This is a genomic window from Kribbella jiaozuonensis, from assembly GCF_005233875.1.
GTDB classification, from domain to species: domain Bacteria; phylum Actinomycetota; class Actinomycetes; order Propionibacteriales; family Kribbellaceae; genus Kribbella; species Kribbella jiaozuonensis.
Genome location: NZ_SZPZ01000007.1, coordinates 397,256 through 411,158 on the forward strand (window position 1 = coordinate 397,256; position 13,903 = coordinate 411,158).

The 13,903-nt window shown below is 68.6% G+C and carries 15 protein-coding genes; 9 read left to right on the forward strand and 6 right to left on the reverse strand.

Features of this window, described 5'->3' with window-relative positions; translation table 11 throughout:
• Positions 1–47 precede the first annotated feature (47 nt).
• The 3 genes from FDA38_RS42540 (at position 48) to FDA38_RS40410 (ending at position 1,480) form a co-directional block, all read left to right on the forward strand.
• Complete coding sequence (locus FDA38_RS42540) at positions 48–209, forward strand: hypothetical protein (protein ID WP_170990029.1); 162 nt, start codon at positions 48–50, stop codon at positions 207–209.
• Between the two features lie 91 nt (positions 210–300).
• Positions 301–762, forward strand: coding sequence for a carboxymuconolactone decarboxylase family protein (locus tag FDA38_RS40405; protein WP_137259468.1), 462 nt, complete (start codon positions 301–303; stop codon positions 760–762).
• A 10-nt stretch (positions 763–772) separates the two neighbouring features.
• A complete protein-coding gene (locus FDA38_RS40410; protein ID WP_137259469.1) occupies positions 773–1,480 on the forward strand; it encodes an isocitrate lyase/PEP mutase family protein in 708 nt (235 codons plus the stop codon).
• Here FDA38_RS40410 and FDA38_RS40415 read toward each other — a convergent pair.
• Positions 1,477–2,463 carry a sigma-70 family RNA polymerase sigma factor gene (locus FDA38_RS40415; RefSeq protein ID WP_137259470.1) on the reverse strand — a complete coding sequence of 329 codons (987 nt, stop codon included), beginning with the start codon at positions 2,461–2,463 and terminating at the stop codon, positions 1,477–1,479. The two genes, FDA38_RS40410 and FDA38_RS40415, sit on opposite strands and share 4 nt — an antisense overlap.
• Before the next feature lie 138 nt (positions 2,464–2,601).
• Between FDA38_RS40415 and FDA38_RS40420 the strand changes: the two genes are divergently transcribed.
• A complete protein-coding gene (locus tag FDA38_RS40420; protein WP_137259471.1) occupies positions 2,602–3,312 on the forward strand; it encodes an SDR family NAD(P)-dependent oxidoreductase in 711 nt (236 codons plus the stop codon).
• Here FDA38_RS40420 and FDA38_RS40425 read toward each other — a convergent pair.
• Complete coding sequence (locus tag FDA38_RS40425; protein WP_233715216.1) at positions 3,285–5,156, reverse strand: hypothetical protein; 1,872 nt, start codon at positions 5,154–5,156, stop codon at positions 3,285–3,287. The two genes, FDA38_RS40420 and FDA38_RS40425, sit on opposite strands and share 28 nt — an antisense overlap.
• Positions 5,157–5,240: 84 nt before the next feature.
• On the opposite strand from FDA38_RS40425, the gene FDA38_RS40430 reads away from it, so the two are divergent.
• The 5 genes from FDA38_RS40430 (at position 5,241) to FDA38_RS40450 (ending at position 9,281) form a co-directional block, all read left to right on the forward strand.
• The gene (locus FDA38_RS40430) at positions 5,241–5,729 is read left to right on the forward strand and encodes a pyridoxamine 5'-phosphate oxidase family protein (RefSeq protein ID WP_137259472.1); all 489 of its coding nucleotides are present in this window, start codon (positions 5,241–5,243) and stop codon (positions 5,727–5,729) included.
• 75 nt (positions 5,730–5,804) lie between these two features.
• A complete protein-coding gene (locus FDA38_RS40435; RefSeq protein ID WP_137259473.1) occupies positions 5,805–6,443 on the forward strand; it encodes a GntR family transcriptional regulator in 639 nt (212 codons plus the stop codon).
• 53 nt (positions 6,444–6,496) lie between these two features.
• On the forward strand, positions 6,497–7,687 hold the full coding sequence (locus FDA38_RS40440) for an amidohydrolase (protein ID WP_137259474.1): 1,191 nt from the start codon (positions 6,497–6,499) through the stop codon (positions 7,685–7,687).
• Positions 7,684–8,934 (forward strand): MFS transporter, encoded by a 1,251-nt coding sequence (locus FDA38_RS40445; RefSeq protein WP_137259475.1) that lies wholly within the window; start codon positions 7,684–7,686, stop codon positions 8,932–8,934. The genes FDA38_RS40440 and FDA38_RS40445 overlap by 4 nt, the downstream gene beginning before the upstream one ends.
• Positions 8,931–9,281, forward strand: coding sequence for a DUF488 domain-containing protein (locus FDA38_RS40450; protein ID WP_137259476.1), 351 nt, complete (start codon positions 8,931–8,933; stop codon positions 9,279–9,281). The genes FDA38_RS40445 and FDA38_RS40450 overlap by 4 nt, the downstream gene beginning before the upstream one ends.
• On the opposite strand, the gene FDA38_RS40455 is transcribed toward FDA38_RS40450, so the two are convergent.
• Genes FDA38_RS40455 through FDA38_RS40470 form a run of 4 tightly spaced genes read right to left on the reverse strand, consistent with a single transcriptional unit; the run spans position 9,278 to position 13,897 of the window.
• On the reverse strand, positions 9,278–10,081 hold the full coding sequence (locus tag FDA38_RS40455) for a family 1 encapsulin nanocompartment shell protein (RefSeq protein WP_137259477.1): 804 nt from the start codon (positions 10,079–10,081) through the stop codon (positions 9,278–9,280). The two genes, FDA38_RS40450 and FDA38_RS40455, sit on opposite strands and share 4 nt — an antisense overlap.
• Positions 10,078–11,091 (reverse strand): Dyp-type peroxidase, encoded by a 1,014-nt coding sequence (locus FDA38_RS40460; protein ID WP_202878054.1) that lies wholly within the window; start codon positions 11,089–11,091, stop codon positions 10,078–10,080. Before FDA38_RS40460 ends, FDA38_RS40455 begins: the two co-directional genes overlap by 4 nt.
• The gene (locus FDA38_RS40465) at positions 11,079–11,897 is read right to left on the reverse strand and encodes an aldo/keto reductase (protein ID WP_137259478.1); all 819 of its coding nucleotides are present in this window, start codon (positions 11,895–11,897) and stop codon (positions 11,079–11,081) included. The genes FDA38_RS40460 and FDA38_RS40465 overlap by 13 nt, the downstream gene beginning before the upstream one ends.
• Positions 11,898–11,920: 23 nt before the next feature.
• Positions 11,921–13,897, reverse strand: coding sequence for a protein meaA (locus FDA38_RS40470; RefSeq protein ID WP_137259479.1), 1,977 nt, complete (start codon positions 13,895–13,897; stop codon positions 11,921–11,923).
• Positions 13,898–13,903: the final 6 nt, after the last annotated feature.

Consider the following 13,903-nt stretch of genomic DNA (forward strand, 5'->3'; position numbering starts at 1 on the left):
TCCCACCTCGTGGTGAAGCCAAACCGGCCCTCCCGTTAGGGAACGTCATGTCCGATTCTCAGAGCACGCCCGAGACCCCTGCCCCCGTCACGCCGCCGCCGTCGCCCGTCGACGAGCTGATGAAACCGCTGACGAAACGGGCACCGCGTACGCCGTTCCGCACCGCGTGGACCCAGCTGCGCAACCTCGTCCGCCGCGACAAGGCCTGACAACTTGTCGTAGCCGCGGACCGTATTGGCCCAGGGATCTGCCGTGGGAATGGACCACGTACCTGGGCCGATCCGGTCATAGCGTGAGGGTATGAGTTCAACGACGCGGCGGGTCAAGCTCGCCAACCTTGCCCCCGACTTCTACAAGGCCATGATCGAGCTGGACAAGGTGTCCGACGCCGGGCTGGACCCGAAGCTGGCGCACCTGGTCCGGATCCGGGCCTCGCAGATCAACGGCTGCTCGTACTGCACCGACATGCACTCGCTCGACCTGCTCGAGTTCGGCGCGGAGCAGCAGCAGCGGATCGCGCTGCTCCCGGTGTGGCGCGAGGCGGACAAGTTCTACACCGAGCAGGAGAAGGCGGCCCTGCACCTGACCGAGGCGATCACGCTGATCAGCGTCGACCACGTCCCGGACGACGTGTACGAGATCGCGGCCGCGGCCTTCGACGAGAAGGAACTGGCCCAGCTGATCGCGCTGATCATCACGATCAACATGTGGACCCGGGTCGGCGTGACCGGGAAGATGGAGCCCGGCCATTACAAGCCGTGAGGTGCTCACGATGACTGCCGAGCTGTTCAGAGCCATGCATCACGGCGGCACTCCCCTGGTCCTTCCGAATGCGTGGGACCCGGTAAGCGCACGTCTGATCGCCGAGGCCGGCTTCCCCGCTGTTGCGACCAGCAGCGGGGCGGTCGCCCGCGTCCTCGGGTACGACGACGGGCAGCTGACGCCACCGTCGGCGATGTTCGCGGCGGTCGCCCAGATCGTCCGGGCGGTCGACGTACCGGTCACTGCCGACATGGAGGCCGGGTACGGCCTGCCGGCGAAGGAGTTCGCCGAGCGGTTGCTGGAGACCGGCGCGGTCGGTTGCAACCTGGAGGACTCGCTCGACGGCGGGCTGGTCGATGTGGCGCAGCAGGCCGATTACCTGGCCGAGGTACGCGCCGCCGCGGGAGCCGAGCTGGTGATCAACGCTCGGGTGGACACGTTCATCCGGCCGGTCGACGATCCGGTTGGGGAAGCGGTACGCCGGGGGCGTGAGTACCGTCGCGCCGGAGTTGACTGCGTCTATCCGATCCTCGCGCCGGTTGACCAGCTGGCTGAGGTGGTCGAGGGCGTTGGCGGACCGATCAACGCGCACGCTTCACCGGGCGGACCGACGCCGTCGGAGCTCGCGGCTGCCGGCGCCACCCGGATCTCTTACGGGACGAGCGTGCACACGTATTTGATGACCAAGCTGCAGGAGTTGCTGCCGACGTTGGGCTAGCCGTCGAGGGTGCGCGGCAGACCGAAGTACGACGCGACTGTGGTGTCGAAGTGGACGATCTCGTTGATGCGGTCGCCGGCGATGCTGATCACGACCACGCCGATCAGGTGGAGGCCGCCGGTGACCGGATCACGGATGTACTCGCCCCAGGCCGGCTGACCGTTCGCGCCGACCGGGACCATCGCTGCGATCAACCGTCGGTGCGCAGCGAGCGCGGTAAAGAATCGGTGCGCGGCCTCGGTGCCGTGGTACTCGAACGGCAGCGGTGGCATCCGCACCCACGCATCGCTGGTCATCAACGCGACCAGCGCATCGACGTCCTGCGCGGTGAACGCCTCGACGAAGCGGTCGGTCAACTCGCGCTCCTCCGCGCCGCCGACGCCCGTGGATCGATCGGCAGCGTCCATCGTCGATCGAGCACGAGCAAGTGCGCTGTTGACGGCCGCCTCGGTCAGACCGAGCAGCTCCGCGGTCTCACTGGCTCGATAGCCCAGTACGTCGCGCAGCAACAGCACCGCGCGCTGATTCGGCGGGAGCAGTTGTACTGCGGTGACGAACGCGAGCGAGATCGCCTCGCGCGACTCGTACCGTGCTTCCGGTCCGGGCAGCTGATCTGGTATGCCATCCAGCAGGACATCGGGATAGGGCTGCAGCCAGAGGACCTCGCCCGAACGGTAGGGCTCCGGCGCCGGGACCGGGAGTGGTGCCGTCGGCAACGGTCGGCGTGACGAGGAGCGCAGTACGTTCAGGCAGCGGTTGGTCGCGATGCGGTAGAGCCAGGTGCGGACCGACGACCGGCCCTCGAACCCGCTCAGCCCGATCCATGCCGAGAGCAACGTTTCCTGCAGCGCGTCCTCGGCGTCCTGCAACGACCCGAGCATCCGGTAGCAGTGCAGCTGCAGCTCTCGGCGATGCGGCTCGACCAGCGCCGCGAACGCCTCCCGGTCGCCTTCCCGCGCACGCTGGAGCAGGTCGTCCGGCATGAGTCACCTCCGTCGTCATTCATCCTCGCACTGGTTGTGACACCGGGATGGGCGAGAACTGATCGGTTCCGGAGCGAGCAGTTCCGGCGGCCGGTGCGGTCTGTCCTCTGTGCAAGGACAACCGAAACGGAGAACACCATGTCCATCGAGAACCGCACCGTCCTGATCACCGGCGCCAACCGAGGCATCGGACGCGCCTTGGTCGAGGAAGCCCTGCGCCGGGGCGCCAAACGTGTGTACGCCGGAACGCGGGTCGTGTGCACGCACCCGGATGAACGGGTGACGTATCTGAGCCTGGATGTGACCGACCAGGCCCAGATCGAGGCGGCGGCGAAGGCCGTCGAGTCACTCGACGTACTGGTCAACAACGCCGGCCTGGCGGCGTACGACAACCTGTCCGATCGCGCGCAGCTGGAGCAGCACCTGGCGGTCAATCTCTTCGGGCCGCATGCCATGGCCTCGGCGTTCCTACCGCAGCTCGTCGAGTCGCGCGGCGCGATCGTCAACGTGCTGTCCGTGGCAGCGCTCGCGTCGCTGCCGATGATCCCGGCGTACTCGATCTCGAAGGCGGCGGCGTTCTCGTTGACTCAGTCGCAGCGTGCGCTGCTGGCGCCGCAAGGTGTGCGGGTGCATGCCGTCCTGACCGGGCCGACGGACACCGAGATGTCGCGGGATCTCGACGTGCCGAAGGCGTCACCGGAGTCGGTCGCGGCGGCGATCTTCGACGGGGTCGCGGCGGGCGATGAGGAGATCTTCCCGGATCCGTTGTCGGCTCTGCTGGCTCCGAGTTGGGTCGGCGGATCCGTGAAGGAGCTCGAGCGTCAGAACGCGGCGCTCCTGAGCACATAGACGAGGGCCCAGTCCTGGTCGTTGGCGAGAGGGTCGGCGAGGTGCGCGGGCTGGCCGTTGACGCAGCTCGGGTAGACGAATGCGCACGTCGCCGATCCGTCCGCGTTGAAGCTGACCAGGTTCGCGCGGAGGATCGCGTCTTCGGCGGCGTCGAGCCAGGCGGCCTGTTCGGGCGTGACGAGTTCGCGCGGCCAGGCGGCGTACACGACTGCACTTAGCGCGGACCAGTAATGCGGGAAGACGTCGCCCCACAACCGCAGCCGGCCGAACCAGTAGCCGTCCCAGTGCCGGATCGGGACGTGCCGTAGCCGTACGTCGGGTTGGTCGGCGGCGAACGCGGTCAGCCAGGGCAGGCGGCGGGTCAGCTCGGCGCCGTCGATCTCGTCCGGCGCGATTTGGTATGCCGAAACGAGCAGCTCGAGGAGCGGGGCAACCATCGACTGCTCGTAGTTCACCTCGTGGGGCGGCAGTTCGTCGCCGTACCCGATGAAGGTTTTGGTATGCCGGATCAGGTGCTCGTGCAGGCCGAGCTCGCTGAGGAGCGGGCCGAGGTCGAACGCGAGGAAGTGGTCGCCGCCGAGTTCGTAGTACCGGTTGAGGATGCGGGTCGCGCCGGACCGGTCACCCTGGCCGAGCAGGAAGCGCGCGAACCAGGGGAAGTTGTATAGGCGTACGTCGTTTTGGTGGACGCTGTCGTCCTGGATCGTGCCGGCGTCGTCGAGCAGGTACTCGCGGACGAACTGCTCGTAGCCGTCGAGCGCCTCGTCCAACTCGACGCGGTCGCCCCAACCGCGGTCGCGGACCTCCTGCAGGAGAAGCGCCATCCCTACTCGCTCGCGCGCGTCCGACCAGTCTCGCCAGGCGCTGGACAGGACAGTGAGGCCGCTGTTGTTGTCGTACGGCACGAAGGCGTACTTGCGGCTGCCTGCCAGCTCGGGGCGGCGTTGGTGGTCGAGGATGAAGCGGACCCGGCGCTCGGCGATCTGCCGGAGCGGTTCGTGGAAGAGGAGCGCGATCCGGGACCGGCCGTCAGCTGATTCGACGTACTTGATGCCGGGCTCGGTCGCGGTGATCTCGCGGCCGTCGTGGAGCTGGATCGTCTCGTTGAGCTCGGCCGCCAGACGGTCGGCACCGATGAGTGGTGCGCGATCCGCGTGGAAGGCGGGCAGATCGGTATACCAATCGAGCTGCCAGGTCCACCGGTAGGAAACACCTGGCTCGAGCGTGATCGCCGGTTGGCCTCCCATCGCGTGCGGCGCCCGGGCGTGGTCGGTGACGTGGAGGTAGATGTGCCCGCGGATATTGCTGCTCGTGCTGGGCTCGCGCGACTCGACGGAGTACGCCCAGAGCTCGCCCTCCTTCAGTTGCAGTCCTAGGCCTGGTCCACTGCCGTCCATCGGGACCGCCCAGACCCACGCGTCGGCGCCACCGGTCCAGACATGCGCATGTACGGCGCCGGTAAGGCTCTCGCGGCTCGACGTGTAGACGTCGCGGTACGGCGTGCTGATCGCGAGCGAGCCGATCTCGATGGACTCGGCGCTCGTGTTGCGGAGCTCGTACGTCTCGGTCCAGTGCTCGCCGAAGCGGCGGCCGACGCGCAGCTCCAGCCCGCCGAACTGGTACATCAGGTCGATGCCGCTGCTCCGCCACCGGGTGAACGCCGGGTTGTCGAAACGGTATGCCGCCCGGTCCGTGATCACGAATCCCTTGCCCCAGGCATGCAGACTGTCGTGCACGACCCCGTCGTCCAGCAGGACCCGCCGGCCGTCCGGGTGCACCACCTGCACGACCGCTCCGTCGTCGCCGACCTCAACGAAACCTGGACCGAATCTGAAACTCTCCACGATTCGCCAACCTATCGATGTCGAGAACCGCTCAACGGCTCCGTCCCCTGATGAGAACACGCTCACGACGAAAGGTTGACTCCGATGGACAAGCAGCAGATCGCCGAGATCCTCGCCAAGCCGTACACGCAGCAGCTGCTCAACGGCTCTGAGCCGGCCCGTCTCGCGTACGACGGCCTGGACGGCGACCCGCGCGTCATCCCGATCGGCTTCTGGGTCGAGGGCGAGCAGATCCTGGTCGCCACGGTGCCGAAGGCCGCCAAGGTCGCCGCGATCCGCAAGAACCCAAAGGTCGCGCTCACGATCGACACCGGCGCGTTCCCGCCCAAGGCCCTGCTGATCCGCGGCACCGCCGAGGTGGAAGTGGTCCCGGGCGTCACGGAGGGCTACCTGACCGCCGGCCACAAGGTGATGACCGACGAGCAGTACCCGGACTGGGCCGCCGGCGTCCAGAGCCTGTACGACGCGATGGCCGTCATCACGATCACGCCGACCTGGGCCAAGCTGCTCGACTTCGAGACCACGATCCCGAAGGCGGTCGAGGACCTGATCAACGAGAAGAGCGCCGGCTGATCACAGCCGGTGGCGCAGAGTGTTGCGCGCGTGCGGCATCCTTGGGTGGTGGTATACCAAATCCGGGAGAAGTCGATGAGCGACAGTCGAGAGTCCGAGACCGAGCGGGTCACGCGGCAGCTGCGGGACGAGATCCTCGACGGCGTCCGGCCACCCGGTGACCGGCTGGTCGAGCGGGACCTCGCGACCGCACTCGAGGTTAGCCGAGTGCCCGTCCGGGAGGCACTGAAGGTGCTGGTGAACGAAGGGCTGGTGACACCACGCCCCCGGTCCTGGTCGGTCGTCCGCACGTTCACCGATTCCGACATCGCCGATCTGACCGAGGTACGGACCGCCTTCGAACCGCTGACGTTCCGGCTCGCGGCCGAGCGCCGTACCCGCGAAGGGCTCGATCGGCTGCGAAAGACATTGGACGAACAGCTTGTGGCAGCACGCGCGAAGGACGCCGTGGTCGCGCGGCGGAAGGCGGCCGACTTTCACGAGCTCGTCACCGAGCTCGCCTCGAACGAGCTGCTGATCGAGATCGAGCGGCCGCTGCGCAGCCGGATGCGCTGGCTGCTGACCCAGCACGACGACCTGATCGCTGTCGCGGGCCAGCACCTGGAGTTGTACCGGGCCATCGCGAACCGCGACGTCGACGAGGCCGAGCGGCTGGCGAGCGAACATCTGACCCAGTCGCAGGTCCTGTTCCGGTTCAGCCGCGGCATGGACTGACGGGGGCTCCGAGCCAGTCGGCGCGGTCGGCAATTTGGTATACCATTCTGTTCATGACCTCCTTTCTGCTTGCTGACGTGCGCCCGTGGGGCGGTGCCCCGGTCGACCTCGCGATCGCCGATGGTGTGATCACAGACATCACCCCGGCCGGCCGTCAGACAGCAGCGGATCAGCAGGTCGTCGACGGGCGCGGTCTGCTCGCGCTCCCGGGCTTCGTCAACGCGCACGCACACGTCGACAAGAGCTGGTGGGGTCAGCCGTGGGTCTCGTACGGCGGCGAGCCGACGACCCAGGGCCGGATCGCGCACGAGCGGGCCGAGCGCGACAAGTACGGGATCCCGAGCGTCGCGGGCGCGACCGCAGTACTGCGTGAGTTCTTGCGGCACGGTACGACGGCCACCCGCACGCATGTCGACGTCGACCTCGGCGTCGGGCTGCAGGGGATCGCGAACGTGCGCGAGGCGGTCGACGCGCTCGACGGCGCGGTCGAGGTGGAGATCGTCGCGTTCCCGCAGGACGGCGTACTGCGGCGACCCGGCGTACTCGAGCTGCTGGACAAGGCCGCGACCGAAGGCGCCACCAGCATCGGCGGACTCGACCCGGCGTCGATCGACCGCGACCCGGTCGGCCAGCTGGACGCGCTGTTCGAGATCGCGGCCCGTCGTGAGGTCGGGATCGACATCCACCTGCACGACCGCGGCGACCTCGGCGCGTTCCAGTACGAGCTGATCGTCGAGCGCACCAAGCAGGCCGGCCTCGGCGGCAAGGTCAACGTCTCCCACGGATTCGCCCTCGGCGAACTGCCCGAGCAGCGACGGGCCGAAATGGTAGACCAGCTCGGCGAGGCCGGGATCTCCTGGACGACGGTCGCGCCGATCAACTCGGCCCCGCTCCCCTGGCGCGAGATGCGCACGGCGGGCGTCGCGGTCGGCCTCGGCACCGACGGCATCCGTGACCTCTGGTCGCCGTACGGCGATGGCGATCTGCTGCAGGTCGCGCGCCAGTTCGCCCGGCTGCACGGGCTGCGCGCCGACGAGGACCTCACCTACGCGATCGAGCTCGCGACGACGTACGGCGCCCCGTTCGTCCATCGCGAGAACTACGGACTGACGCCGGGAGCACGCGCGGACGTCGTACTGCTCGACGCCGAGAACGTGCCGGATGTGCTCGTCCGGGCGCCGCGTCGTGAGCTGGTCATCGCAGGCGGGCAGGTCGTCGTGCGCGACGGCGAACTCCGGGTGTGAGTACCAACTCTGTCGTCGAGCGCACGCTTGGCTCGCTCCGGGACAGCCGCGCGTTTCGCCTGTTCTGGTTCTCGAATCTGTTCTTCTTCGGCGGGGTGTGGACGCAGACGCTCGTGCTCGGCTGGCTCGCGTACGAGACCACGCATTCCGACTTCCTCGTCGCGGTGTTCGGTGCCGTGCGGCTGGCGCCCTTGCTGCTCGGGCCGTTCGCGGGTGCGTTCGCGGATCGGCACAACCGGGTCCGGCTGCTGATCATCGCGGCCTCGTGGGCGCTGGTCGCGGTCAGCGCGGTGGCCACGCTGGCATCGCTCGGACGTGCGACCTACTGGGTGCTCGTGCTCGGCGGGTTCGCGATCGGGCTGGCGCAGTCGCCGTCGCAGCCGGCACGTGCCTCGCTCGTGCTCGACCTGGTCGGGCGGCAGAACCTCAGCAACGCCAACGCGCTCAACTCGATGGCGCTGAACATGACGCAGGTGATCGGGCCGGCGATCGGCGGACTGATGATCACCGGACTCGGTGCGCCGGCCGCGCTGTGGGTCTCGACATTTTGGTATGCCATTTCTCTGGTGACCCTGCTGCCGTTGCGCGAGTACGGCCAGGTGCTCGGCGGGCATACCCAATCGGCGGTGCGGATGGTCACGAGCGGCCTGCGCGAGATCGCCCGGAACCGGCTCGCCTCCACCGTCCTCCTGATCACCCTGGCCGCGAACACTCTGCTGTGGCCGATCGCCCAGTCGTTCATGCCGGTCTTCGCGCAGGAGTCACTCGGCCTCAACGCCGCCGGCCTGGGCTGGCTGCTGACCTGTGCGGGCGTAGGCGGTCTGGCCGGCTCGCTGGTGATCGCCTGGCTCGGCGACTTTCGCTTCAAGGGCGGCATGTTCGTCGTCGGCACGGCCGCGTGGGGGATGTTGTGGGCGCTGTTCGGCCTCTCCCACAGCGTCATCGCGTCGTTCGTGCTCATGACCGCGATCGGCGTGCTGAGCGCGGCATTCGGCGTACTCCAAACCACGCTGCTGCTGATGACCACGCCCGAGTCACTCCACGGGCGGGCGCTCGGCGTACAGGAGCTTGCCATCGGCATCATGCCGGCGGCGTCCCTGGTGCTGGGTGCTTTTGCCGAGAGCTACGGCGTCGATATCACCACGTTCGTCAGCGCGGTTCTGCTTGTCGTCATGGTCGGCGCCCTCGCGATCTGGACACCGCCGCTCCTCCGCTACGGCGGCGAAGGAACTACCGTGGCCCGATGACGGTAAGAGTTCGGCGCGTGTACGACCCGGTGGAGGACGACGGCGGCCGGCGGGTCCTGGTGGACCGGCTGTGGCCGCGCGGGCTCAGCCGGTCGAAGGCGCGGATCGACGAGTGGTGCAAGGACGTTGCCCCGTCCACCGAACTGCGCGAGTGGTACGGGCACGACCCCGATCGGTACGACGAGTTCGCGAACCGGTACCGCAGCGAGCTCGACGACCCGGTCCGTGCTGCCGCCCTCAGCGAGCTGCGTGAGCTCGCCGGGAACGGCACGCTGACGTTGCTGACCGCAACGAAGGACTTCGCGATCAGCCAGGCCGCCGTGCTCGCCGAGCTCCTCGAGGACTAGCCCTGCAGTACGACGCTGGACTCCGACGTGAGAGCGAGGAAGGTCAGCGATTCCTGCAGGTACAGCTCGACGGTGTCGGCGTCGTGGGACAGATAGCCGATGGACAGGTCCTGGCCGAGGTGCAGCTCGTAGTCACCACCGCGCGTCGACACCAGCAGAGCACCCTCGAGCGCCGGCGCCCAGATGATCTCGCCGTCGCCGACGAGCCGGGCCAGGTGATCGCGGATCGGGTAACCGTGGTCGGTCGTCTCCGCGACGGCCGTGTACAGGTCGGCCGACAGCAGCAAGCTGTACGGTCCGTCCACCCCAGCCAACCGGAGCGCCCGCAGGGCCTGGGCGATGGAGTCAGGCAGCTCGCGAGCCTCGGACGGCAACGTGAGTACGTCGTTCGAGCTGCTCGGCGCGAGACCCTCGATCCCGGCGGCGCCGGAGCCGTGGAAGACCAGGTGGTCCTCGGCGTACGCGATCTGCTTCGCGGCGTCCTTGACCGGCTGCCAGTCCGAGTCCTTCGCGCCGCGCTCCACGTCGTCGACGGCCTGCCGGGTGACGGTGAACGGGACGCGCAGCTCGATGATCGGCTGGGACAGCCGCCGGCGCGCGATCACGCCGTCGCCCGGCGCCTCGACCGTCTCCAGGTGGCCGGTGCCGACCGAGGACAGCTCCGGGCCGGACGGGCCGACCAGGTCGACCACCCGGCGCCCGGCGATGTCGCGGGTGAAGGTACGGCGAGCCTCCTCCTCGATCTCGCCCCAGGCGGCGTCCGAGACCGGGGCCAGCTCGCGGTGCAGGTTGTTCGTCATGTGCGACTCCTTCTGAGGCTGCCGATTCCCAGCGATCCGTCCGCCGGGTTCCTATTGATCCGGGCGGGCGTGGTCGCAGCGGGCGCCGGCGACGGGTCTTCGAGGAACTCCGCGGTCGGCACGAAGAACAGACTGCCGGTGACCGCGGTCGAGAAGTCAAGGATCCGGTCGTAGTTCCCGGGCGGCTCACCGACGAACATCCGGTGCAGCATCCGCTCGATCACGTCCGGCGTGGCGGCGTACCCGATGAAGTAGGTGCCGAACTCGGCGGCGCCGAGTGAGCCGAAGGCCATGTTCTCGCGGACGATCTGCCGCTCGGTGCCGTCCGGGTCGACGATCGTGTTCACCGCGACGTGCGAGTTGGCCGGCTTGTCCTCGTCGGACAGCTCGAAGTCGCTGAGCTTCTCGCGGCCGATCACGCGCTCCTGCTCGGCGACCGGCAGTGCCTGCCAGGCGTCGAGGTCATGCAGATACTTCTGTACGACGACATAGCTACCGCCGGCGTACGCCGGGTCCTCGTCGCCGACGGTGATCGCGGCGACGGCCTTCGACCCGGTCGGGTTCTCGGTGCCGTCGACGAAGCCGAGCAGATCGCGCTCGTCGAAGTACTTGAAGCCCTGTACTTCGTCGAGCACCTTCACGTGGCCGGCCAGCCGCGCCATCACCTGGCGGGCGAGCTCGAAACACAGGTCGAGCCGGCGGGCGCGGAAGTGGAACAGCAGGTCGCCGTGCGTCGCCGGCGCGGTGTGCTTCGCGCCGGACAACGCCCGGAAGGGATGCAGGTCGCGCGGAGCCGGCACCCGGTAGAGCCGGCTCCACGCGGACGCGCCGATGCCGACGACACAGCTCAGCAGGTCGTCCGGCGCTCGGAACCCGACGGCACGCGTGAGCCCGGCGATGTCCTCCAGCAGGGCCCGCGCGGTGTCCTCGGATCCCGGACGTACGGCGAGCACCAGGAAGACGGCCGCCTTCGCGGGCTCACGCAGTACCTCCTGAATCAGGACCACCACTTCCCGCTGCTGGACAGGGCGTCCGCCGTCCGGTGCGTGGTGTCGAGGGTGTCGAGGTCGGCGATCGCGGCGTCGTCGAGCTCGAAGTCGAAGACGTTGAAGTTCTCGATGATCCGGTCCTGGTGGGTGGACTTGGGGATGACCGAGAGGCCCTTCTGGATCGCCCAGCGGATCAGCACCTGCGCCGGGGTGTGGCCGGTGGCTTCCGCGAGGCGGGCCACGACCGGACCGTCGAGGTGGCGGCCGGTCCCGAGCGGGCTGTACGCCTGGGACACGATGTTCGCGTCGTCACCGGCGGCGACCAGGCCGGCGCGGTACTCGAACGGGCTGAACTGGATCTGGTTGACGGCCGGCTGGACGGTGGCGACCTTCGACAGCTCCTGGATCTCGTCGGCACCGAAGTTCGAGATGCCGATGCCCTTGGTCAGGCCGGCCTCGACGGCGGCCTCCATGCCCGGCCAGGCCCAGGTCGGCCCGCCCTGCGGCCAGTGGATCAGGTACAGGTCGAGATACTCCGTGCCGAGCCGCTCGAGACTCTTCTCCGCCTCGACCCGCGCGTCCTTGCCGCCCGGGTAGAACTTCGTGGTCAGGAAGATCTCCTCGCGCGGGATCCCGCTCTCGCGGATCGCCTTCCCGACGCTGGTCTCGTTCCGGTACGCCTGGGCGGTGTCGATCAGCCGATACCCGGCCTCGAGCGCCCAGCTGACGGCCCGCTCGGTCTGCGCGCCGTCCTCAACCTGCCAAACCCCCAGCCCCAGCACCGGGATCTCAGTTCCGTTCGAGAGCTCACGAGTGTTCGCAGTCATGTACTTCTTCTACCACGCGCGACCTACAGCTTGTTGGCATGGCGGATTACTTGGACCACATCCGCCATCATGCCGGTGAGGTCGTAGTCCTTCGGGGTGTAGATGGCGGCTACGCCGGCCGCGCGGAGGGACCTGGCGTCGGTGTCGGGGACGATGCCGCCGACTACTACCGGGACGTCCTCCAGGCCTGCCTCGCGCAGACCCGCCACGACCTGCGGGACCAGCTCCATGTGGGAGCCGGACAGGATGGACAGACCCACGCAGTGGACGTCCTCCGCGACGGCGGCGGCGACGATCTGTTCGGGGGTGAGGCGGATGCCCTGGTAGATGACCTCGAAGCCGACATCGCGGGCACGGACGGCGACCTGTTCGGCGCCGTTCGAGTGGCCGTCCAGGCCGGGTTTGCCGACGAGCAGGCGGAGCCGGCCGCCGAGTTCGTCGGAGGTGGCCGCGACCGTCGCGCGTACGGCGGCGATCTCGGTGCCGCCCGCGGAGACGCCGACCGAGCCGGACACACCGGTCGGCGCGCGGTACTCGCCGTACATCTCCCGGAGGACCCCGGACCACTCCCCCGTGGTCACACCGGCGCGAGCGCACTCGAGCGTGACGGGCATCAGGTTGTCGGTCCCCTTGGCGGCAGCGCGCAGCTTGCCCAGCGCGGCCTCGACCGCGGAGGCATCACGCGAGGCGCGCCAGCTCTCCAACGACGACAGCGCAGCGGACTCGGCTGCGGGATCGACGGTCTGGATCGCCGTGTCGAGGTCGGCGGTGAGCGGTGACGGCTCGGTGTTCTCGAACCGGTTCACCCCGACGACGACCTGCTCGCCGGACTCGATCCGCTGGCGTCGTTCGGCATGCGACGCAACGAGCGCCTGCTTCAAGTACCCGCTCTCGACCGCCGCGACCGCCCCGCCCATCGCCTGCACCCGGTCGATCTCCTCGCGCGCACCCTCGACCAGCGAAGCCACCTTCGCCTCGATCACATGCGAGCCGTCGAAGATGTCGTCGTACTCGAGCAAGTCGCTCTCATAAGCCAGCACCTGCTGCATCCGCAACGACCACTGCTGGTCCCACGGCCGCGGCAGCCCGAGCGCCTCGTTCCAGGCCGGCAGCTGCACCGCCCGGGCCCGCGCGTTCTTCGACAGCGTGACGCCGAGCATCTCGAGCACGATCCGCTGCACGTTGTTCTCCGGCTGCGCCTCGGTCAACCCGAGCGAGTTCACCTGTACGCCGTACCGCAACCGCCGCGCCTTCGGATCGGTCACGCCGTACCGCTCCAGCGTCAGCTGATCCCACAGCTGCACGAACGCGCGCATCTTGCACGTCTCCTCGATGAACCGCACGCCGGCATTCACGAAGAACGAGATCCGCTGTACGACGTCCCCGAACCGCTCCGGCGGCACCTGCCCGCCGTCGCGGACCCGATCGAGTACGGCGATCGCCGTCGACAGCGCGAACGCCAGCTCCTGCACCGGCGTGGCCCCCGCCTCCTGCAGGTGGTAGCTGCAGATGTTGATCGGATTCCACTTCGGCATCTGCGCGACCGTGTACGCGATCACGTCGGTCGTCAGCCGCAGCGACGCATCCGGCGGGAACGCGTACGTCCCGCGCGACAGGTACTCCTTCACGATGTCGTTCTGCGTCGTCCCCGTGAGCTCGGACGGCAGCGCGCCCTGCTCCTGCGCCGCGACCTGGTAGAGCGCGAGCAACCACATCGCGGTCGCGTTGATCGTCATCGACGTGTTCATCTGCGCGAGCGGGATCTGGTCGAACAGCGCCCGCACGTCGCCGAGATGCGCGACCGGTACGCCGACCTTCCCGACCTCACCCTTGGCCAGCGGATGATCCGCGTCGTACCCGGTCTGCGTCGGCAGATCGAACGCGACCGACAGCCCGGTCTGCCCCTTCGCCAGGTTCCGCCGGAACAACGCGTTGGACTCCGCCGCGGACGAGTGGCCCGCGTACGTACGCATCACCCAGGGTCGATCCGAGGTCGCCATGTACCC

What these genes read in the sequence shown, in the direction of transcription:
- FDA38_RS40455 (WP_137259477.1), bottom strand. Translation starts at nt 10,081, where the DNA reads ATGACGAACAACCTGCACCGCGAGCTGGCCCCGGTCTCGGACGCCGCC.
- FDA38_RS40430 (WP_137259472.1), top strand. Translation starts at nt 5,241, where the DNA reads ATGGACAAGCAGCAGATCGCCGAGATCCTCGCCAAGCCGTACACGCAG.
- FDA38_RS40405 (WP_137259468.1), top strand. Translation starts at nt 301, where the DNA reads ATGAGTTCAACGACGCGGCGGGTCAAGCTCGCCAACCTTGCCCCCGAC.
- FDA38_RS40450 (WP_137259476.1), top strand. Translation starts at nt 8,931, where the DNA reads ATGACGGTAAGAGTTCGGCGCGTGTACGACCCGGTGGAGGACGACGGC.
- FDA38_RS42540 (WP_170990029.1), top strand. Translation starts at nt 48, where the DNA reads ATGTCCGATTCTCAGAGCACGCCCGAGACCCCTGCCCCCGTCACGCCG.
- FDA38_RS40465 (WP_137259478.1), bottom strand. Translation starts at nt 11,897, where the DNA reads ATGACTGCGAACACTCGTGAGCTCTCGAACGGAACTGAGATCCCGGTG.
- FDA38_RS40420 (WP_137259471.1), top strand. Translation starts at nt 2,602, where the DNA reads ATGTCCATCGAGAACCGCACCGTCCTGATCACCGGCGCCAACCGAGGC.
- FDA38_RS40470 (WP_137259479.1), bottom strand. Translation starts at nt 13,897, where the DNA reads ATGGCGACCTCGGATCGACCCTGGGTGATGCGTACGTACGCGGGCCAC.
- FDA38_RS40435 (WP_137259473.1), top strand. Translation starts at nt 5,805, where the DNA reads ATGAGCGACAGTCGAGAGTCCGAGACCGAGCGGGTCACGCGGCAGCTG.
- FDA38_RS40410 (WP_137259469.1), top strand. Translation starts at nt 773, where the DNA reads ATGACTGCCGAGCTGTTCAGAGCCATGCATCACGGCGGCACTCCCCTG.
- FDA38_RS40415 (WP_137259470.1), bottom strand. Translation starts at nt 2,463, where the DNA reads ATGCCGGACGACCTGCTCCAGCGTGCGCGGGAAGGCGACCGGGAGGCG.
- FDA38_RS40440 (WP_137259474.1), top strand. Translation starts at nt 6,497, where the DNA reads ATGACCTCCTTTCTGCTTGCTGACGTGCGCCCGTGGGGCGGTGCCCCG.